This window comes from Cytobacillus sp. FSL K6-0129, from assembly GCF_038007625.1.
GTDB classification, from domain to species: domain Bacteria; phylum Bacillota; class Bacilli; order Bacillales; family Cytobacillaceae; genus Cytobacillus; species Cytobacillus kochii.
In genome coordinates this window covers 92,278-111,718 of record NZ_JBBOXM010000001.1, presented here as the reverse complement: position 1 = coordinate 111,718, position 19,441 = coordinate 92,278, and the positions used below count along the sequence as shown (strand labels likewise).

Sequence of the window (19,441 nt, the reverse complement as noted above, 5' to 3'; positions counted from 1 at the left end):
TGAAAAAAAAAGCAAGGATAATCAGGGGATATCCGCTGATTAAAAAATACTAAAATGATATTCCTCTGCCATAATCTTCAAAATTTCTGCACCGGCAATACTATTCCCTCTCTCATCTAGGGCAGGAGAGAAAATACCTATACCTAACTTCCCTGGCACAACTGCCATTATACCACCCGATACACCACTTTTCGCAGGAATTCCCACTTTAATTGCAAACTCACCTGAAGCATTATACATACCACAAGTTACCATGAATGTTTTGCATATTCTTGCAACTTCCTCCTCAATTAATATGTTTCCTGTTTGCGGATCACGACCATTATTGGCAAATACAGCTGCAATTCTTGACAAATCTAAACAATTCATTTCAATCGCGCATTGTTTCGTATAAATATCAATTAACTCATCTACATCTCCATCAATCACTCCATGTTGTTTCATAAAATAACATAATGAACGATTTAAGTCCGTTGTCTTATATTCCGAATCTGCTACCTCTTTATTGTAACCGATGGCTTTACCACCTAATAAGCATTGGACAAAGTGGAGAATACGGCGCCATTTCTCATCGGGAGAATTACCATTTACCATGCTTGTAACCGCCAATGCTCCTGCATTGATCATTGGGTTCAGAGGTTTAGAGTGTGAGCTCGTCTCAAGCTTAATCATTGAATTATAAGGATCCCCAGTTGGTTCCATACCTACTTTTTGAAACACATTTGTGTATCCTTGATCAATTAATGCTAGTGCTAGAACAAGCACTTTTGAAATACTTTGTAATGTGAACTTTTGTTCAATATCTCCAGCTGAAACACAAACATCACTGCCTCGAGTAATATGAAAGACAGCTGCTGAAACATTTGACTGATCAGCAGCCTTCAAAGCCGGGATATAATCTGCTACTTTACCTTTAGCAACAAGCGGTTTTACTCGTTCAATTATTCCTAACAATTCTTGATCAGTCTGACAACCCATAACACCCCTACTCTCCTTCAATATTTCCTTATAGTTTAATACATTTAGTAACATTCCATTCGAGTTGAAATGACATTTGCAGTTAAAAGCGTTATACTTTATAAGGAACATTAGATATTAGTGACACAAGCAGGGGGTATGACAAATGAAGGATATCATCCATATTACAGGCAACGTCAAATATACAATTACACTCGATCCAAGTGTATGGATTTTTGATGATCGAAAAATTGACCTTGATACATATTTTGAGAATCAAGAAGAATTACCGAATGAAAAGGAGGAATATACGAAAGCAGCCTCTAAACATTGGGATCGTGAAATAATGGAAGGTGCAGTTTACCCACCAACACTTAAAACGGAGAAGAAATTTGAAAAAGTTCGTGTCTTAACCGGTACTTTTGGGATTCCCTTCTTGCCTTTTCTTACAAATGCTGAGCCAAATAGTGGATCGAGGACAATAGAAGTACATTGTGAGAATGAAACAGTCAGTATCCCTATGACAGAGGCAGAAAGCCTCATTCTCGCCTTTTCTTTAAAGGGTAAACCTTTGAAAGAAGATGGTCCAGTGCATATTTATTATAAAGATGGAAGCAATCGCCTTCAGCCAATTAAAAATGTACAAGATTTCCATATTATATAAAAAAAAAGACTGAATCGAGAGCAACTATGCTCGTTCAGTCTTTTTTATATAGAGTTATTTAAGAGTTTCCTTATAAGATATCAGCAGCGAGTTGAGCTAGCCCTGACCTTTCCCCTTTAATCAATTTGGAATGGCCGGCAATCTTCTGATCTTTAAACTTTTCGACAACGTAAGTAAGACCATTATTATAGGCATCTAAATATGGATGGTCAATTTGTTCAGGATCCCCCATTAAGACAATCTTACTACCCTCACCAACTCTTGTTAAAATCGTTTTTACTTCATGCTTTGTTAAATTTTGTGCCTCGTCAATAATAATAAACTGGTCAGGTATACTTCTCCCTCTTATATAAGAAAGAGCCTCAACCTCAATTGAACCCATTCCTGCCAAAATGGCATCTAATTCCCCCGGCTTCTTAACATTAAATAAGTATTCAAGATTATCATGAATCGGTTGCATCCATGGCCGTAATTTCTCTTCTTTTTCTCCTGGCAAGAACCCTAAATCTTTACCAACCGGGACAATTGGTCTAGCGACAAGTAACTTTTTGAAATCTCCTAAATCCTCAGTCTGCATTAGGCCTGCAGCTAGCGCAAGTAACGTCTTTCCAGTTCCTGCTTTACCAATTAAAGTCACAAGAGGCAAGTCCCTGCGTAAAAGCAGTTCTAATGCCATCGTTTGTTGTACATTTCTTGGTTTAATTCCCCAAATATGATCATAATCAAAAATAAGTTTTTTCAACTTCCCTTTCGTTTGATCAACAATGCCAAGTGCAGAAGCTGATGAACCAAGCGCATCTTTTAGAATGACAAATTGATTAGGATAGAATGAATGGTTCCCTACTTTATTTAGTGATAATTCTCCTTGACTATAAAATTCATTCACCATATCTAAATGGAGATATACTTCAAGAAAACCTGTATATATATGTTCATTTTCAATCACACGGTCGCTTAAAAAATCTTCGCTTAGTAAACCAATAGCATCTGCCTTTACTCTTACAAGCGCATCTTTACTCACAAGAATAACTGGTCTACCACCTTCTTTTGTCTCTTCTTCTAATGAGAGGTTCTTAGCGACAGCCAAAATCCGATTATCATTCGTTTTTTCAACAAAAATTTCTTGGAGCTGGTGAAAAGAACGATGGTTTAGTTCAATGCGTAAGCTTCCTCCATTTTCAAGAAGGATTTGCTCATGCAATTTCCCGGACTGCCTCATACTGTCAATCATTCTTGATACTTGCCTTGCATTCCTCCCAATTTCATCCATATACCTTTTTTTCGAATCTACCTCTTCTAACACAACAGCTGGAATAACGACTTCATTATCCTCAAAAGAATAAATGGAATTTGGATCCTGCAATAAGACATTTGTATCTAACACGTATATTTTACTCAACCCGATGCCTCCCGCCATTAGAAATACATTAGTGCATAAATAGTTCATTGCTTGTTAGTTTCAACATTTTCAAATATCAACATGGACAAATCTAACTTTGCTAAAATATATGATTTATCGCATAAAGATAGAAGAACTTTCGCACACTAGTTGTAAACATTTACTTTTATTAAAGTTTAATCTTGATGGAGGTAGTATAATGAAGTACTTTCACGTTCTACTATCATTATTTATCGTACTCAACTTAACGGGGTGTGGTGCACAAAATAACGCACAATCTTCACAAAATGAGAAAGGTACACCTCATACAGTTAATGTAAAAAATAGTACCATATCTGAACAAGAAGTATTGACTGGACAAGAGACTTCTAAGCACTTAGCCACATTAGCTTCTGATAATCGTCGTGTGAACGATGCAACTGCTGTCGTATTAGGTGACTATTGCATCGTAGGTATTGATATTGATGAAGATGTTGAGCGCTCTGAGGTTGGCTCAATAAAATATGCAGTTGCTGAAAGCTTAAAGCATGACCCCTACGGTGCGAACGCTGTAATTATTGCCGATCCTGATTTATATGCCCGACTTAAGGAAGTAAAAGAGGATGTGGAAAATGGCCATCCGATAAAAGGGATTTTAAATGAGTTAGCTGATATTTCTGGTCGAATGATGCCAGAAGTACCTGGTGATATCATTGAACCGAATAAATCAGAGGAAACGGAAGAATCAAAAGAACAGCTTAATGAAACAGAATCAAAAAAATTAAATAAACATCAAGAAGAACAATCGAATTATCATAAGTAATTCACAACAGCATCCTTTCATTTCAAAAACAGCTAGTTTATAATAAGGAAAATGCTTGTTTATTAGAAAAGGATGTATATAAATGAAAGTACAATGCGTTATTTGTGATAAAATTGAATCAATTGATAATGAATCTTATGAAGCAAAACGGTTAAGAAACCGACCTATTCACACATATATGTGTGTTGAATGCAATGACAGAATAACTACGAAGACGAATGAAAGAGCAGCTACAGGCAACTTTAAATTGTATAGAAGTAAGCAAGAAGAAGAAGAATGGTAATTTAAAATCCCTCCGTTAGAGATGAAACGGAGGGATTTCATATTAGTTAACAAAATGCCATCTTTTTTTCCAACCTTTTGAAATAATCCTGCTTTGATATAATTGCATTCTCTTCCTCGAAGCTGCAAAAAAAGGAGTTGGCTTAATACGAAAATGAATAAGGTCTTCTATGCCCCATGGTGCCGTTATGACTAATTGATTTTCGTTATCTAACTTTACGCCAATAGCGGTGGCCGTCTCCGGAAATTTCGCAATAGCGTCCTCTGAGGATTGATAAGGCAGCAGGCCATTAACAGAATGCATTCTAGCTTCATTCTTAACTGACCAAGGAATATGCGGTAGTATTTTATGTAATTTTTCTTCATAGTATTTTTCAATGGTTTCACTCAATTGCTGATCATCATAATAGATTACATCAACATCAGGCAATGGCGTCTTTTCTTGAAAATGATGGAGGGTATCCCATACTTTTGATCGAACAAAACCAGCACAAATCCACCAATCAGGTAAATGAAGTTGTTTAGCGGCTTTTAATATGGCCATCATTTCTTTATCATCTCTAATTAACTGTAAAATATCGCCTTCATTTCGAATCATCTATTTCCTCCCCTAAGCTTTCTCCAATCCCTTCAATAACCCACTCACCACTAAACGCCAAACCATAACAAGTTCCATGAAATTGTCTAGCTCAATCAATGGAAAAATTTCTGAAGCATACTATCAATTCCAAACAGAAGGGACAAACTCGACAATTACCTTTTCGATATAAAATAAAGCTTTCATTCACTAACTTTTGCAGGCGCACTGTTTAGTACCTTTATTTTATCGATAAAGTAGAGAGCTGTACATAAGATATTAATTGTACAAAATGCACTATCATTGTCCAAGGTGGTTTAAGAAATTATCTTCAAAATATGTTCATGAACGAAATACTCTTCAATCCGGTAGAGCCGTTTTGAACAAATAATAATGTACCCTTTTTCCTCACGTCTAATCAAGATTCTAGCCTATCACTCCTATTCTTTCTCAGTTCTGAGGCGATTGAATCTTTGCCCCATCGTCAAATCTTTAAAGGCGCACTATTTTCCTTTGTACTACTACAATATAAAAAAACGTCACAATCGGGTGACGTTTTTTTATATCGTGGGGAAGTTTTTGTATTTTTCAGGTTCTGCTAATATTTGTTTTAACATCACTTCTATTAATTCAATCGGATATTTTGTGGATTTACTATCTTCATTATCACTATAAGAGACATGATAGAATAGATCAGCTTTTTCATATTGGATTTCGTTAATTCCATGATCATTTTTCAACATTTGTAAAAACATTTCTTCTGTTTCGGTTGCTGCTTCATCCTCTGGTCTGGCATCAGTCACAACTTTAATGGTAAGCCAATTATAAATGGTATCATGCACGTTCAATTAAAATCTCCCCCACTCTTCATTATTCCGCGCTGGCTCTTTGTTGTTTCTTTTCTTGATGAAGACGGATTTTATATATAATTAATATGACAGCAGCAACGACAAGTCCTTCTGCAATTGGTAAAAATACCCCTAAGAAAGTTAGCATTGTACATCCCATAAATAAGAACGCATATATAATTATTGATTTTAGTAAAGGGAGCTTTTTAGCAAATCCTAATTTAAAGACAATAATACAGAGCGCAACAATGGTGAGATACAACAACCACATCCCAAGATCTGAATTCTCATGAACTTTATATAGTGCTGCAAAAAAGGAAAGGCGATCTTCAATCATGCTCCAAATCCTCCTTAGTATGTATTAAGGAAGGAGGCAATATGAATTACCTCCTCTTTTTCGAGTGACTATGTTTGCTTAAGCTTCAGCGTATTTTTTCTTTTTAGCTGCTTTTTCTCGTTCGTTTTTATCTAGAATTTTTTTACGAAGACGAATCGATTCAGGTGTAACTTCACAAAGCTCATCATCATTTAAATATTCTAGTGCTTCTTCAAGCGTCATAATTCTAGGCTTTTTAATTGTTGACGTTTGATCTTTCGTTGCACTACGAACATTCGTTGCATGCTTGACTTTTGTAATATTAACAGCTAGATCATTTTCACGTGTATGTTCACCAACAATCATACCTTCGTAAATCTCTGTGCCTGGCTCTACAAATATTGTACCACGGTCTTCTACCTGCATGATACCATAAGTAGATGCTTTTCCACTCTCCATGGAAACTAGAACCCCTTGTCTTCTTCCACCTACTTGACCTTGCATCATTGGTTGATAGCTGTCAAAAGTATGGTTAATGATTCCGTAACCACGAGTTTGTGTTAAGAATTCAGTTGTATAACCAATTAATCCACGAGCTGGGACATGGAAAATTAATTTCACTTGACCGTTCCCGTTATTAACCATATCTAGCATTTCACCTTTACGCGCACCAATAGATTCCATAATGGCACCAGTATACTCTTCAGGAACATCAATTTGAACGCGTTCAATTGGTTCAGACTTAACGCCATCAATTTCTTTTATAATAACAACTGGCTTAGATACTTGAAGTTCGAAGCCTTCACGACGCATATTTTCAATTAAAATAGATAAGTGAAGCTCTCCTCGACCAGATACAGTCCATGCATCAGGAGAATCCGTTTCTTCAACTCTTAAGCTGACATCTGTTTGTAATTGCGCATGCAAACGTTCTTCGATCTTTCTTGCAGTAATATACTTTCCTTCTTTACCAGCAAATGGACTATTGTTCACTTGGAAGGTCATTTGTAATGTTGGTTCATCGATTCGTAATACAGGAAGAGCGTCTTGGTGATCTACTGGGCAAACTGTCTCCCCGACATTGATATCTTCCATTCCAGAGACAGCAATTAAATCTCCTGCTTTTGCTTCTTGAATTTCAAGGCGTTTCAAGCCAAAGAAACCAAACATTTTTGTTACACGGAATTGTTTAACAGACCCATCAAGCTTCATTAACGCAACTTGTTCGCCTACTTTCATCGTTCCGCGGAATACACGACCAATCCCAATTCGTCCAACATAATCATTGTAATCTAATAGTGCTACTTGGAATTGTAAAGGTTCTTCACTATTATCAATTGGTGTTGGGATATTATTGACGATTTCTTCATATAAGCATTTCATATCTTCATCTTGTTTTTGTGGATCTAGACTAGCTGTTCCATTAATAGCAGAAGCGTAAACAACAGGGAATTCTAATTGCTCTTCCGTTGCATCTAATTCAATAAATAGATCAATAACTTCATCAATGACTTCTTCAGGACGAGCAAAGTCTCTATCGATTTTATTGACAACGACGATTGGTGTTAAGTTTTGCTCTAATGCTTTTTTCAATACAAATCGTGTTTGTGGCATACAACCTTCATAAGCATCGACTACAAGCAATACCCCATCAACCATTTTCATAATACGTTCTACTTCCCCACCAAAGTCAGCGTGCCCTGGTGTGTCAAGTATATTAATACGCGTATCTTGATATTTGATAGCTGTATTCTTAGCAAGGATTGTAATTCCACGCTCTCTCTCGATATCGTTGGAATCCATTGCACGTTCTTCTACATGCTCATTTGTACGGAATGTTCCAGACTGCTTTAATAATTGGTCAACCAAAGTTGTTTTACCATGGTCAACGTGGGCGATAATCGCAATATTACGTATATCATCTCTATGTTTCAACTATGTTTCCTCCTAGCTGATTGTGTAAACCTTCTTACTATGTGAAGATATATAATCAGTTTATTTTCTTTTCATTTTTGACTAAAAATCACTGCCTTCATACTATAACTGATACATTATATCACATATATTGTAGAAAACTAACTTCTTTTTGTGTAAAATAAGTTCTGTGGACGATTATGGTATCCAATGTACAAAATTGGAGGTTAGGATTAAAATGAAAAATATTAAATGGCCATTATTAGCTTGTGCGATTGCTGCGGCTATATGTATAGGCGGAATTGGTATTGCTATCGGAGAAAGAAGTATTCTTGGTTTTCTTCTATGTATCGTAGGTATCGTTGCTGTTATGGGATACGGCTTTACGCTGAAGAAAAAAATGCGAGAAAACGGAGAATTATAAAGGTTAAATCACAACCTCAAGTAAGAAAAATGGTGCCGACTATCCTCAATTGGACAAGCTTGGCACCATTTTTTTATTACCAATTTCCACTGTTTAAATACTGCTGAAGAATTTCTTCATGTACACCCGGCCTTGCAACAAATACTGAAGTTTGAGGTGTAATCATCAAGGCTTCCCCTTTTAAATTAGTCGTTTTTCCTCCTACTTCATTGATTAAAATCATACCGCCACCGTAATCCCATGGAGCAAGTCGCAAACTTATATAAGCATCTAGGCGACCAGAAGCAACATAGGCCATTTCAAGCGCAGCAGAACCATACGATCTTGTTCCTCTCGCATCCTTTACTAATGGAGCAAGGTAACTAGGGTCAATACGCTTGTTACTCGTTACCCAAGTGGCATTGATGCCAATTATTGCATCTTTTACTTCACCCTTAGTCAATGGCTTCAGCTTCGTGTCATTCATGTATGCACCTTCACCACTAATCGTATGATACATTTCATCATGTACCACATCATAAATCATCCCGACTTTACCGACTCCCTCATGAAATACACCAATGGAAATGGCAAAATTTCTTTGTTGGTGAATAAAATTCATGGTGCCATCAATGGGATCAATCACCCAAATAATCCCACCTACATCCGCAAAATCATCACCAAAACCTTCTTCGCTTAAGATGCGATGTGATGGAAAATGGTCATGTATTTTACCAATAAGAAATTGCTCGGTTCCTTTGTCCATATCCGTGACAAGGTCATTGCGATGAGATTTTGTTGCAATGGTTAATTCTTCACTAAATGATGCTTTGATTCTCTCTCCAGCTTCCTTCACCCATGTGGTGGCTAATCTATGTATTTCATTCCAATTAGTCATTTTCATCCTCCACTCTTTATTAAGCGGTATAAAATACCATTAGCTTATCGAAAAAATAGCAATACTTCAAGTGAACAGCTTTAAAAAGCAATAAGCGAACTTAACTGCTTGCTGTTAAGTTCGCTTTAACATCTTTATTCATCACAACTTAAAATGCATTAAGCTTGAGAAGTTCCTGTCTGATTTTTTCAAGCTTTTTCTTTGTAGATTTTACTTCCTCTTCATCTTTCAGTTCTAAAGCTTCAAAAAGTGTTGCTAACTCATAATCCATCTCTAATCGCAATACTGCCGTTCTTTCTTTTTCAAATGTAGCCATTTTGATTGAATTAATTAGCTGCTTCATTAGACAGTGCACCCCTTTTCGTTTTAGTAATTTCACAAGAAAAGTTTTCTGATTATTTTTACTTTTATCATATGAAGCTTCTTTTCACAGTGCAACAAAATTGTACGTTTACCTATGAAGAAGATGATTTTACCCAATTGATTATTATTTTGGTGTACAAAATTGGTTCTCTCTCCCGGTTTTATGCTACAATATGCGACATAGTAAAACGGTTTAAGGAGTGTTTACATATGACATTTAATGGATTTAAGAAAGAAGATTTCGATGTTTTTACAATTGATGGTTTAGAAGAAAGAATGGAAGCCTTAATTGCAACAGTAAGACCCAAACTTGAAGCACTTGGAGAAACATTTTCCCCTTTTCTCTCTGCAGAAACAGGTGATGAAATGATTCCTCATGTGGCTAAGCATGCGAGAAGGACAAAAAATCCACCAAATGATACTTGGGTCGCTTTCGCCAATAATACAAGAGGCTATAAGATGCTTCCTCACTTTCAGATTGGTCTGTGGGAAACGCATGTATTTGTCTGGTTTGCCATTATTTATGAAGCACCGAATAAAGTTGAGATTGCTGAAAAATTGCAAACCAAAATAGATAAAATCTATGATGATATCCCACAAGACTTCGTTTGGTCATTAGATCACACGAAACCAGAAGTGATCAAACATAGCGACCTTACAAAGGATGAGCTAGAAAACATGTTTGTTCGACTACAGAATGTCAAAAAAGCAGAGTTACTCTGTGGTATAAATATGACAAAAGAAGAAGCAATTAAACTTTCTGCTTCTGAATTTATTACTTACACAGAGAGTGTTTTTAAAAAAGTTATACCCCTCTATAAATTGTAATAAACCTCTGTAAAGTTTAATCATTTTATAAAAAGAAAAAAGCAGTGAAGACTGGTTCAAACCGTCTCTTACTGCTTTTTCTTATTACATTTTAATTTTACTACTCTCATCTGCTTTTTTTGCCATTTGAACCGTGCGATAAGAAGAATACCCACTTATTTCTTCAAAATCATTACAAAGGTTTCTCTCTTGTGCTTTGCCCGGTACGATTTCTTTAAAACGACGATAAGCAGCCATGAAATCTTCACGTTGAATACCTTTTTCGTAAGCTTTTTCGACTGCTTGAAAAAAAGCAATCGCATCTATAATTTCTTCTGTTGACCAATCGCTTTCCATTGGATATTGATACTCCATATAAACACCTCTCACTTAGATTACATGCTGATTGTACGGGAGTTAACGAAGAAGAGCAAGCATATGCTAAATTTTAGAATCTAAAAAAACATAGACAAGATTATTTAGTGGATATGCATATATCTTAGTATGGGAAGAATCCACTCAAATGAATCATTTCATACGGATAATTGAATCCTATAAAGATGATGGAGTGTTAACTATCTATCCTAACGAATGGAGTGCAAAGTTAGCGCAATAAAAATTTTTGTTTATCTTTCTATGCAGGAGGAAGGATAAATGCTATAATTCACTTGTTTGTTTGCAAAATTGATTGTTTAAAGAGGTGTGAATTTAATTGTCTCAAACAGAAACACCATTATTTAATGGACTTCTCTCCCACGCAAAACGCGAACCGATTCAATTTCATATTCCTGGACATAAAAAAGGAAGAGGGATGGATCCTGATTTCAGAAATTTCATTGGAGAAAATGCACTTTCTATTGACTTGATAAATATAGGTCCACTAGATGACCTGCATCGCCCATCAGGCATCATAAAAGAAGCACAAGACTTAGCAGCTGAAGCCTTTGGTGCTGACCATACGTTCTTTTCCGTACAAGGTACGAGTGGTGCTATTATGACGATGGTTATGGCTGTTTGTGGTCCTGGAGAAAAAATTATCGTACCAAGAAATGTGCACAAATCTGTCATGTCTGCCATTATCTTTGCTGGCGCAACCCCTATCTTTATCCACCCTGTCGTTGATAAAGAGTTAGGTATCTCACACGGTATTACAACTGATGCTGTTGAGAAAGCGTTAGAACAACATCCAGATGCCAAAGGGTTACTTGTTATTAACCCTACTTATTTTGGTATTGCCTGTGACTTAAAGGAAGTTGTTGATTTGGCCCATTCGTACGATATTCCTGTATTAGTAGATGAAGCACATGGTGTTCATATTCATTTTCATGATGAGCTTCCATTGTCTGCCATGCAAGCTGGTGCAGATTTAGCTGCTACGAGCGTCCATAAGCTAGGTGGTTCTATGACACAAAGCTCCATTCTTAACTTAAAGGGTACGAGAGTGTCAGCAAAAAGGGTACAGTCCATACTTAGCATGCTAACAACTACCTCTACCTCTTATTTACTTCTTGCCTCATTAGATGTTGCTAGAAAACGTTTAGCCACTGAAGGAAGAGCAATTATCGAGGAAACTATTGAGCTTGCTCAATATATGAGGAAAGAATTAAACGAAATTGAACATATTTATTGTGTAGGAAGAGAAATTCTTGGTACAAATGCAACCTTTAATTACGACCCTACAAAATTAATCATATCTGTGAAAGATTTAGGTATAAGTGGGTTTGATGTAGAAGTATGGTTAAGAGAGCATTACAATATCGAAGTTGAATTATCTGACCTATATAATATTCTCTGTATCATCACAGCTGGTGATGATAGAACTGATGCAGATAAGCTTATTCATGCCTTGAAAGAGCTATCTAAAGAAAGACACGGGAAAGCAGCGAAAGTAAACCCGCAAGTGTTATTACCCAATATTCCATTATTAGCACTATCTCCTAGAGATGCATTTTATGCTGATAGTGAACTTGTTCCTTTTGATGAATCAGAAGGTAGAATTATTGCTGAATTCATTATGGTATACCCACCAGGTATTCCTATCTTTACTCCTGGGGAGATTATTACAAAGGAAAACCTTAACTATATCAAAACAAATATGGAAGCCGGACTGCCAGTCCAGGGACCAGAAGATTATGATTTTAAATATATTCGAGTAATTAAAGAACATAAAGCGATAAAATAAAACTCGAGATAAAATGATAATTGGCTTAGTTTCACATTTCTATCGCGAATCAAATGACATATTTGATTCGCATTTTTTATGGAAAATTATTATGATAAGAACCCAATAAAAAATGCCATAGATTTAATCTATGGCATTTGCACTCTGTTTATTATAAAGATTAATAGTTTAATATATCATCTATTCTTCAATGTGCATCTTGCTATGCTCGTTTTTACATCCACATTGACCGTATAAAACTGTCACCTTTTCATCTTCAAAAACTTCAATAGTTTCGTCACATATTTGACAAACGATGGTACCCATTCTTCATCCATCCTTTCATCATTCATTGTAATCGTTTTCATCATATATATTATAATAATACATACTATTTAACTTATCAAGCCCTTTTTTTAACTAATAACGATAAAATAAGACATACTAAATCTCACAAAAGAAAAAGAAATCAGCACATTAACTGATTTCTTGTACCTTATTAACCTTGATTTATCTACAACCTTACTTATTTAATTCAAGCTTAAAAAATTGAATAAGTTCAGCTGTTTGTTCATTACTTTCAATTTGAAAAGCTTTTTGGAGGTAATGGCGATCATCAAGATCTTTTATATCGAGGAGAGTAGAACAACTCGTCTGCAAGCAAACCACAAGGGGTTTTGTAAAGAAAGGGACCGCAAAAATGGCAAAATCGTAGCGAGTAATAGAAGAAGAAAAGCCAACAAATCTGGCATGTACATCCTCTAAATCATCATACATTTGATTTAAAAACTTCATATCCACCCTCCTTTAAATAATTTGAATATTATTATAATTTATCTTTGATCTCTATGCAACATTTTCATTGTCACATATATTTCACTGGTGATAGAATAGATATAGTGTATACCCTAAGGATTTTTGAATGGAGGCTTTTTTAAATGAATGCATATGCATCGATTAAGCTAGTGCCTGCATCCAAGATTGACACAATTACAACAACTGAACTAAGAGGTTATTTCCAATATTATAAAGACATCACTGCGAAAACTGGAAATCAGGTGGATTGGGCCTATAGTCAAGCTGCTTTCCCATATGAGATCATTGATTCTAATGAGAAACAAGGGGAACAAATTACTCTCTATTCTGAAAATGAAAGATATCGTGCCATCCTTATTTCTATTCAAAAAGAAAAAATAATGGATAATGATGATACACCGAGGATTCAAACAAATATTTGCTTTACATTGCCTGAAGTAGCGACGTTCGGGGATAAAGGAAAAGCAAATGAATATTGCAAATTTCTCGCTAAAAAACTACAAGCCGAGCTTCATCTATTCAATGGACGAGTCATGTACTACTACAAAAGAAAACTACAATGAAAAAAATACTTCAGCTAGAGGGGTTATAATCTTCATGCGAAAACCAGTCATAATTACTTTAATCATTGCACTTATTTTCACATTCATCTCGCCTTTTATTTTTAGTAAATATCTCGAAGATGTACCAGAACCATTAGAACAATCATTTTTGTTTGGGGGGCCATTTCCATATGCCAAACAGAGCGTAACCGTTTCAGACGATACATCATCCTACCCGAAAGTAATAGAATTCACCTCACCCCTTGACGCTGAGACGAGTATCCAATGGGTTCCATTTCTTTTAAATATTTTAAGCTACTTTCTATTATTCTTCTCGATCTACTCCATTACTTCACGATTTATTAATGGGCGGGCAACAAGAAAAGAAAAAGAGGATCAGCCTTAAGCTGCCTCTTTTTCTTTTTGTATTTTGTTTGGATCTAGAAACTCATAGCCCTTCTCTTGTATGCCATTAATAATTCCTTCCAATGCTTCATTGGTCCATGAACGATCATGTGTTAATAGAATAGCTCCATTACTCAAATAAGGGTTCTCTACCATGATCTTTTCTAATGCATCTTTTGACTGGTAATCTACTTCCCAATCATACCCAAAAGTCCAATTCATTGGTATCATTTTCTCTTCTTTAGCAATTCTCAAGCTAGTGTCTGTATTCGCCCCAAACGGAGCTCTGAAAAACTGTGGTCTACTTCCAATGATCTCCTCGACTAAATCATTTAAAGAAATGATTTCCTCTCTTTGCTTATCTTCTGAAATCTCCGTTAAGTTCTCATGGTGATATGTATGGTTACCAATCGGGAAACCTAAATCAGCTATTTCTTTCAATGTCTTTTTACCTTCTTCACTTTGCAGGAAATGACCATTGACAAAAAAAATAGCAGGCACATTTTTTTCCCTTAATGTTTTTGCCATTTCCAATGCATACTTGTCCGGTGCATCATCAATCGTTAACAATACAACTTTATCATTAGCATCTTTTATCGGCTCAACCTTCCATGTTTTTTCATTAACGATATATGATGGTTGGACATCAACTTCTGCCAAATCTTCTTTCTCTTCAATTACTTCTTCATCCTTTTCTTCTTCTTGTGCCGTTTCTTCCTCATGCTCTGTTTCTTCTATCGCTTCATCGCCTTTTGGCTCATTCGTTGTTTCTTTTTCTTCATTACCACATGCTGTAACAACTAAAACAAGACTAAGTAATAAAACGAAAAAACTGTTCTTCATCACATTCATTCCTCTCAAGTAATTCTTTTGTTAAAAGTTATCTTATTAGATCATCTATGTAGAACATAATGAAATAGAAAAATAAATATACGCTAATACTGATAGAAGTAGCTAATACTGTTCTCATTTTTGAATGTAATAAATGATTACCCAATACCATAGCAAAATAAACAAATATAAGCAGGATGATGACCTTCATACTTAATTTGTCATATCTTGATAACCATTCAACAAATGTATAACCACTCCATATGATTAACTGTAAAATAACGACCGTATATAGCCTCATACCCTCACCGTCCCGAAAATTTGCACTTTTATTTCTATCATTGTATGCATGCGAACAGAACGATATTTCCATTGTACCATACAACATATACCAAAAACTTCCGTATTATTTCCAATTAAGTGAAAAAAGTGCTAATTTCATGTAGAATTTTAGTCGTTGTGAGATCTGGGTTATCCTACATTATGAAAAATAACATAAGTCACTCTTATCAATAATCTGAATTTTTTTTCATTCCGGGAATTTTATCTTAAACAGCCACTTTTATGCAAAAAAACTGCACCAGCAAATGTAGCAAACATTTGTGGTGCAGTTCATCATATAAACAGCTATTTGTAAAATAATTATTTTACAATATGAATAGGTGTACCTAGAGCAACCTCAGCTGCTTCCATTGTAATCTCTCCTAAAGTTGGATGAGCATGAATAGTCATCGCAAGATCTTCTGCAGTCATTCCCGCTTCAATTGCTAAGCCGAGCTCAGCAATCATATCAGATGCATTTGCACCAGCGATTTGCGCACCGATTACTAATCCATCTTCTTTACGCGTAATTAACTTCACATAACCATCTGTGCTATCAAGAGCCAATGCACGACCATTTGCAGCAAATGGGAACTTAGCAGCTGTATACTCAAGACCTTCCTCTTTTGCTTGGGCTTCTGAATAGCCTACAGTTGCAAGTTCAGGTTCTGAGAATACAACAGCAGGAATGCCAAGATAGTCAATTTCAGACGGTTCACCAGCAATTGCCTCAGCAGCAATTTTACCTTCATACGAAGCTTTATGTGCTAGTTGAGGTCCAGCCACAACATCACCAATAGCAAAAATGCTATTTACATTTGTACGACATTGTTTGTCAACTTCAATGACGCCTTTATCAGTCATTTTCACACCTACTTGCTCAAGGCCAAGTTCATCTGTGTTAGGACGACGACCAACCATAACAAATAAGTAATCAGCTTCTAAAACTTCTTCTTTACCTTTTACTTCATAAGTTACTTTTACACCATTTTCAGTTTCTTCAACTGACTTTGCAGATGCTTTAGTAATAATTTCTGCACCTTTTTTCTTTAAGTTCTTTTTCACAAGTGTTGTCATTTGTTTCTCAAAACCTAGAAGAATATCATCTGCACCTTCTAGAATAGTTACTTGAGAACCAAAGCTTGCGTATGCACCACCAAGCTCGACACCAATTACACCGCCGCCAATAACAGCGATTTTTTCTGGAATTTCCTCAAGCGCTAGCGCCCCTGTAGAATTTAATACACGTTTAGAATATTTAAATGCTGGTAGTTCAATTGGTCTTGAACCAGTTGCAATAATCGCATTTTTGAAAGTGTATGTTTGTGCGGAATTGTCATCCATTACACGTAACGTGTTGGCATCGACAAAATACGCTTCACCTTTAACAATGTCAATTTTGTTCCCTTTAAGTAAGCCTTGAACACCGCCTACTAACTTTTTAACTACGCCAGCTTTAAATTCTTGGACTTTAGAGAAATCAACTTTTACGTTTTCAGCTGTAATACCAATTGATTCTGATTCTTTAGCCGTTTCATAACGGTGACCAGCAGAGATCAATGCTTTAGATGGAATACATCCAACGTTTAAGCATACGCCCCCTACTTCACCTCTTTCTACGATTGTTACTTTTTGTCCTGTTTGTGCGGCACGAATGGCTGCCACATATCCTCCTGGACCTGAACCAATTACTATAGTATCTGTTTCAATTGGGAAATCTCCTACTACCATTTCTTACGCCTCCATTAGCAATAATTCTGGGTCATTTAGTAAACGCTTGATGTGATTTAGTGCATTTTGAGCAGTAGCGCCATCGATGATGCGGTGATCAAAGCTCAATGATAATGCTAGAACTGGTGCTGCGATAATTTCTCCATCTTTGACGATTGCTTTTTCAGCAATTCGACCGATACCTAAAATAGCTACTTCTGGTTGGTTAATAAGTGGTGTAAACCATTGACCACCAGCAGAGCCGATATTTGTTATCGTACAAGAAGCACCTTTCATTTCGCTTCCTGAAAGTTTTCCATCTCTTGCTTTTGTAGCTAATTCATTTATCTCATTTGACGTAGTGAATATGGATTTACGGTCAGCATCTTTAACCACTGGTACAAGTAACCCTCTATCAGTATCAGCAGCGATACCAATATTGTAATAATGCTTGTGAACGATTTCTCCCGCTTCTTCATCTAGAGAAGTGTTAAGGACTGGATATTCACGTAATGCACTTGTTAATGCTTTTACTACATAAGGTAAGAAGGTTAATTTAATTCCTTTTTCTGCGGCAACTTCTTTGAACTTCTTACGATGAGCAACTAATTTTGTTACATCGATTTCGTCCATTAATGTCACATGTGGAGCCGTTTGCTTCGTCTTAACCATTGCTTTAGCAATCGCTTTTCGAATACCACTCATTTTTTCACGTGTTTCAGGATAGCTTCCTTCAGGAATAGACTGAGTTTGGGATTTCTCCTCTTCCTTACTTTCAACCGAAGCGTCTTGTTGTTGAGGCTCAGTGTCAGCTTGTTGCTCATTTCCACCTTCTAAGAATAGATTAATATCCTCTTTTACCACACGTCCATTTTTTCCGCTACCGCTTACTTGTTGAATATCTACACCTTTTTCTCTTGCGTATTTACGTACTGAAGGCATAGCAATAACACGCTGATTAGAATCAGTGTTTGTTTCAGAGATGACTTTTCCTTCTTTTTTGTCTTCATCTTTAGGAGCTGTTTTCTCTTTTTCTACACTTTCTCCTTCTTCAGCAGTTCCTTGAACTTGAGATTCTGTTTCTTTCTTTTCCTCAGACTCTTCTTCTTCATGGTCACCTTTAAACTTTAAGTCTTCATAACCAGGTGCATCGAAGCTAATAAGTACTTGTCCAACAGTGGCTACGCTACCTTCTTCTACGTGAATCTCTTCTACTTTCCCTTTTACAGGAGAAGGTATTTCAACTACCGCTTTATCATTTTGAACTTCACAAAGAACATCATCTTCTTGAACTTCATCACCAGCTTTTACAAACCATTTGACGATTTCGCCTTCATGGATACCTTCACCGATATCAGGCAATCTAAATTGAAATGCCAATTAAATTCACCATCCTATTGTATCATAGTTATTAAAGAAATTAGGGGTCACGTTCCCTATTTTATTTAAAATTCAATTACTTTTTTTGCAGTTTGAATAATGTCTTTATAGTTCGGCAACCATACTGTTTCCGCTTGTGGAAATGCAAACACAGTATCAGGTGCTGCTACACGTAATACAGGTGCCTCTAAGCTAAGAATCGCACGGTCGTTAATTTCAGCCACAACATTTGCTGCAACACCAGCTTGTTTTTGTGCTTCTTGCACAACAATTGCTCTGTTTGTTTTCTCAACTGAAGAAATAATTGTTTCAATATCAATTGGGCTAACTGTTCGAAGGTCAATCACTTCTGCTGAATGTCCTTCTTTTTCTAATTCGTCAGCCGCCTTTAAAGCTTCATGGACCATTGCACCATAAGTAATAATTGAAATGTCATTACCTTCACGTTTCACTTCAGCTTTACCTAGTGGAATTGTATATTCTTCTTCAGGTACTTCTTGGCGGAATGAACGATATAATTTCATATGCTCCAAGAAGATGACAGGATCATTATCTCGAATCGCAGAAATTAAAAGACCTTTTGCATCATATGGAGAAGAAGGAATAACGACCTTTAAACCAGGTTGTTGAGCCATCAATCCTTCTAAACTATCAGCATGCATTTCTGGTGTGTGTACACCGCCTCCAAATGGTGAACGAATAGTAACAGGGGCATTATATCTTCCTCCAGAACGATAGCGCATACGAGCAAGCTGTCCGGAAATACTATCCATTACTTCATAAACAAATCCAAAGAATTGAATTTCAGGAACTGGGCGATAGCCTTGTAAACCAAGTCCGACTGCAAGACCGCCAATTCCAGATTCCGCTAATGGTGTATCAAACACACGCTCTTCGCCGAATTCTTTTTGAAGACCTTCAGTAGCACGGAACACTCCACCGTTTACGCCTACGTCTTCTCCAAATACTAATACATTCGGGTCATTCTTAAGTTCTGTACGAAGTGCATCAGTGATTGCTTGGATCATTGTCATTTGCGCCATGG

At 36.3% G+C, this 19,441-nt stretch carries 24 protein-coding genes; 8 read left to right on the top strand and 16 right to left on the bottom strand.

Annotated features, from left to right (window positions below):
* Positions 1–39: 39 nt before the first annotated feature.
* Entirely contained in the window at positions 40–978 is a 939-nt protein-coding gene (glsA, locus tag MHI57_RS00600) for a glutaminase A (RefSeq protein ID WP_095369659.1), read from the bottom strand.
* 145 nt (positions 979–1,123) lie between these two features.
* Between glsA and MHI57_RS00595 the strand changes: the two genes are divergently transcribed.
* The gene (locus tag MHI57_RS00595) at positions 1,124–1,621 is read left to right on the top strand and encodes a hypothetical protein (RefSeq protein ID WP_095369660.1); all 498 of its coding nucleotides are present in this window, start codon (positions 1,124–1,126) and stop codon (positions 1,619–1,621) included.
* Positions 1,622–1,691: 70 nt separating this feature from the next.
* Here the strand turns inward: MHI57_RS00595 and MHI57_RS00590 are convergent, their stop codons facing one another.
* A complete protein-coding gene (locus MHI57_RS00590; RefSeq protein ID WP_380043141.1) occupies positions 1,692–3,038 on the bottom strand; it encodes a PhoH family protein in 1,347 nt (448 codons plus the stop codon).
* A 181-nt stretch (positions 3,039–3,219) separates the two neighbouring features.
* On the opposite strand from MHI57_RS00590, the gene MHI57_RS00585 reads away from it, so the two are divergent.
* Together MHI57_RS00585 and MHI57_RS00580 are read left to right on the top strand one after the other, a co-directional pair.
* Positions 3,220–3,822: a YhcN/YlaJ family sporulation lipoprotein gene (locus MHI57_RS00585; protein WP_095369662.1), complete on the top strand. Its 603-nt coding sequence runs from the start codon at positions 3,220–3,222 to the stop codon at positions 3,820–3,822.
* Between the two features lie 82 nt (positions 3,823–3,904).
* Entirely contained in the window at positions 3,905–4,105 is a 201-nt protein-coding gene (locus tag MHI57_RS00580) for a YlaI family protein (RefSeq protein ID WP_095369663.1), read from the top strand.
* 42 nt (positions 4,106–4,147) lie between these two features.
* Here MHI57_RS00580 and MHI57_RS00575 read toward each other — a convergent pair whose 3' ends face one another.
* From MHI57_RS00575 to typA, 4 genes are all read right to left on the bottom strand, one after another.
* A complete protein-coding gene (locus MHI57_RS00575) occupies positions 4,148–4,702 on the bottom strand; it encodes a nucleotidyltransferase family protein (RefSeq protein ID WP_095369664.1) in 555 nt (184 codons plus the stop codon).
* A 539-nt stretch (positions 4,703–5,241) separates the two neighbouring features.
* The gene (locus tag MHI57_RS00570) at positions 5,242–5,523 is read right to left on the bottom strand and encodes a hypothetical protein (RefSeq protein ID WP_322909671.1); all 282 of its coding nucleotides are present in this window, start codon (positions 5,521–5,523) and stop codon (positions 5,242–5,244) included.
* A 28-nt stretch (positions 5,524–5,551) separates the two neighbouring features.
* Entirely contained in the window at positions 5,552–5,866 is a 315-nt protein-coding gene (locus MHI57_RS00565; protein WP_095369666.1) for a YlaH-like family protein, read from the bottom strand.
* A gap of 78 nt (positions 5,867–5,944) precedes the next feature.
* Positions 5,945–7,780: a translational GTPase TypA gene (typA, locus tag MHI57_RS00560; protein WP_095369667.1), complete on the bottom strand. Its 1,836-nt coding sequence runs from the start codon at positions 7,778–7,780 to the stop codon at positions 5,945–5,947.
* 217 nt (positions 7,781–7,997) lie between these two features.
* Between typA and MHI57_RS00555 the strand changes: the two genes are divergently transcribed.
* Entirely contained in the window at positions 7,998–8,183 is a 186-nt protein-coding gene (locus tag MHI57_RS00555; RefSeq protein ID WP_095369668.1) for a YlaF family protein, read from the top strand.
* A gap of 76 nt (positions 8,184–8,259) precedes the next feature.
* Here MHI57_RS00555 and MHI57_RS00550 read toward each other — a convergent pair whose 3' ends face one another.
* The gene (locus tag MHI57_RS00550; protein WP_289433451.1) at positions 8,260–9,060 is read right to left on the bottom strand and encodes an inositol monophosphatase family protein; all 801 of its coding nucleotides are present in this window, start codon (positions 9,058–9,060) and stop codon (positions 8,260–8,262) included.
* 148 nt (positions 9,061–9,208) lie between these two features.
* Positions 9,209–9,403, bottom strand: coding sequence for a hypothetical protein (locus MHI57_RS00545; RefSeq protein ID WP_095369670.1), 195 nt, complete (start codon positions 9,401–9,403; stop codon positions 9,209–9,211).
* A 230-nt stretch (positions 9,404–9,633) separates the two neighbouring features.
* Here MHI57_RS00545 and MHI57_RS00540 point away from each other — a divergent pair, with 230 nt between their 5' ends.
* Positions 9,634–10,251 (top strand): YktB family protein, encoded by a 618-nt coding sequence (locus tag MHI57_RS00540; protein WP_307314644.1) that lies wholly within the window; start codon positions 9,634–9,636, stop codon positions 10,249–10,251.
* Between the two features lie 84 nt (positions 10,252–10,335).
* On the opposite strand, the gene MHI57_RS00535 is transcribed toward MHI57_RS00540, so the two are convergent.
* Positions 10,336–10,605, bottom strand: a complete 270-nt coding sequence (locus tag MHI57_RS00535) for a UPF0223 family protein (RefSeq protein WP_095369672.1) — start codon at positions 10,603–10,605, stop codon at positions 10,336–10,338.
* Positions 10,606–10,942: 337 nt separating this feature from the next.
* Between MHI57_RS00535 and MHI57_RS00530 the strand changes: the two genes are divergently transcribed.
* Positions 10,943–12,412, top strand: coding sequence for an aminotransferase class I/II-fold pyridoxal phosphate-dependent enzyme (locus MHI57_RS00530; protein ID WP_095369673.1), 1,470 nt, complete (start codon positions 10,943–10,945; stop codon positions 12,410–12,412).
* A 180-nt stretch (positions 12,413–12,592) separates the two neighbouring features.
* Here the strand turns inward: MHI57_RS00530 and MHI57_RS00525 are convergent, their stop codons facing one another.
* The gene (locus MHI57_RS00525) at positions 12,593–12,718 is read right to left on the bottom strand and encodes a GapA-binding peptide SR1P (protein ID WP_095369674.1); all 126 of its coding nucleotides are present in this window, start codon (positions 12,716–12,718) and stop codon (positions 12,593–12,595) included.
* A 195-nt stretch (positions 12,719–12,913) separates the two neighbouring features.
* The gene (locus tag MHI57_RS00520; protein ID WP_095369675.1) at positions 12,914–13,186 is read right to left on the bottom strand and encodes an SAV0927 family protein; all 273 of its coding nucleotides are present in this window, start codon (positions 13,184–13,186) and stop codon (positions 12,914–12,916) included.
* A gap of 143 nt (positions 13,187–13,329) precedes the next feature.
* Here MHI57_RS00520 and MHI57_RS00515 point away from each other — a divergent pair, with 143 nt between their 5' ends.
* Both MHI57_RS00515 and MHI57_RS00510 read left to right on the top strand, forming a co-directional pair.
* Complete coding sequence (locus tag MHI57_RS00515) at positions 13,330–13,770, top strand: DUF1885 family protein (protein ID WP_307314650.1); 441 nt, start codon at positions 13,330–13,332, stop codon at positions 13,768–13,770.
* A 34-nt stretch (positions 13,771–13,804) separates the two neighbouring features.
* Entirely contained in the window at positions 13,805–14,155 is a 351-nt protein-coding gene (locus tag MHI57_RS00510; protein ID WP_095369676.1) for a hypothetical protein, read from the top strand.
* Here MHI57_RS00510 and MHI57_RS00505 read toward each other — a convergent pair.
* From MHI57_RS00505 to MHI57_RS00485, 5 genes are all read right to left on the bottom strand, one after another.
* Positions 14,152–14,997, bottom strand: coding sequence for a polysaccharide deacetylase family protein (locus MHI57_RS00505; RefSeq protein WP_340974384.1), 846 nt, complete (start codon positions 14,995–14,997; stop codon positions 14,152–14,154). The two genes, MHI57_RS00510 and MHI57_RS00505, sit on opposite strands and share 4 nt — an antisense overlap.
* A gap of 37 nt (positions 14,998–15,034) precedes the next feature.
* Positions 15,035–15,286: a hypothetical protein gene (locus MHI57_RS00500; protein ID WP_095373481.1), complete on the bottom strand. Its 252-nt coding sequence runs from the start codon at positions 15,284–15,286 to the stop codon at positions 15,035–15,037.
* A 341-nt stretch (positions 15,287–15,627) separates the two neighbouring features.
* Positions 15,628–17,037, bottom strand: a complete 1,410-nt coding sequence (gene lpdA / locus MHI57_RS00495) for a dihydrolipoyl dehydrogenase (protein ID WP_095369678.1) — start codon at positions 17,035–17,037, stop codon at positions 15,628–15,630.
* A 3-nt stretch (positions 17,038–17,040) separates the two neighbouring features.
* The gene (locus MHI57_RS00490) at positions 17,041–18,396 is read right to left on the bottom strand and encodes a dihydrolipoamide acetyltransferase family protein (RefSeq protein ID WP_095369679.1); all 1,356 of its coding nucleotides are present in this window, start codon (positions 18,394–18,396) and stop codon (positions 17,041–17,043) included.
* Positions 18,397–18,461: 65 nt separating this feature from the next.
* Complete coding sequence (locus MHI57_RS00485) at positions 18,462–19,439, bottom strand: alpha-ketoacid dehydrogenase subunit beta (RefSeq protein WP_095369680.1); 978 nt, start codon at positions 19,437–19,439, stop codon at positions 18,462–18,464.
* Between the last annotated feature and the right edge of the window lie 2 nt (positions 19,440–19,441).

Coding starts and splice junctions, on each gene's coding strand:
- MHI57_RS00520 (WP_095369675.1), bottom strand. CDS start 13,186: ATGAAGTTTTTAAATCAAATGTATGATGATTTAGAGGATGTACATGCC.
- MHI57_RS00485 (WP_095369680.1), bottom strand. CDS start 19,439: ATGGCGCAAATGACAATGATCCAAGCAATCACTGATGCACTTCGTACA.
- MHI57_RS00545 (WP_095369670.1), bottom strand. CDS start 9,403: ATGAAGCAGCTAATTAATTCAATCAAAATGGCTACATTTGAAAAAGAA.
- MHI57_RS00540 (WP_307314644.1), top strand. CDS start 9,634: ATGACATTTAATGGATTTAAGAAAGAAGATTTCGATGTTTTTACAATT.
- MHI57_RS00565 (WP_095369666.1), bottom strand. CDS start 5,866: ATGATTGAAGATCGCCTTTCCTTTTTTGCAGCACTATATAAAGTTCAT.
- MHI57_RS00590 (WP_380043141.1), bottom strand. CDS start 3,038: ATGGCGGGAGGCATCGGGTTGAGTAAAATATACGTGTTAGATACAAAT.
- lpdA (WP_095369678.1), bottom strand. CDS start 17,037: ATGGTAGTAGGAGATTTCCCAATTGAAACAGATACTATAGTAATTGGT.
- MHI57_RS00585 (WP_095369662.1), top strand. CDS start 3,220: ATGAAGTACTTTCACGTTCTACTATCATTATTTATCGTACTCAACTTA.
- MHI57_RS00595 (WP_095369660.1), top strand. CDS start 1,124: ATGAAGGATATCATCCATATTACAGGCAACGTCAAATATACAATTACA.
- MHI57_RS00580 (WP_095369663.1), top strand. CDS start 3,905: ATGAAAGTACAATGCGTTATTTGTGATAAAATTGAATCAATTGATAAT.
- MHI57_RS00515 (WP_307314650.1), top strand. CDS start 13,330: ATGAATGCATATGCATCGATTAAGCTAGTGCCTGCATCCAAGATTGAC.
- MHI57_RS00505 (WP_340974384.1), bottom strand. CDS start 14,997: ATGAAGAACAGTTTTTTCGTTTTATTACTTAGTCTTGTTTTAGTTGTT.
- MHI57_RS00500 (WP_095373481.1), bottom strand. CDS start 15,286: ATGAGGCTATATACGGTCGTTATTTTACAGTTAATCATATGGAGTGGT.
- MHI57_RS00555 (WP_095369668.1), top strand. CDS start 7,998: ATGAAAAATATTAAATGGCCATTATTAGCTTGTGCGATTGCTGCGGCT.
- MHI57_RS00510 (WP_095369676.1), top strand. CDS start 13,805: ATGCGAAAACCAGTCATAATTACTTTAATCATTGCACTTATTTTCACA.
- MHI57_RS00525 (WP_095369674.1), bottom strand. CDS start 12,718: ATGGGTACCATCGTTTGTCAAATATGTGACGAAACTATTGAAGTTTTT.
- MHI57_RS00535 (WP_095369672.1), bottom strand. CDS start 10,605: ATGGAGTATCAATATCCAATGGAAAGCGATTGGTCAACAGAAGAAATT.
- glsA (WP_095369659.1), bottom strand. CDS start 978: ATGGGTTGTCAGACTGATCAAGAATTGTTAGGAATAATTGAACGAGTA.
- MHI57_RS00575 (WP_095369664.1), bottom strand. CDS start 4,702: ATGATTCGAAATGAAGGCGATATTTTACAGTTAATTAGAGATGATAAA.
- MHI57_RS00550 (WP_289433451.1), bottom strand. CDS start 9,060: ATGACTAATTGGAATGAAATACATAGATTAGCCACCACATGGGTGAAG.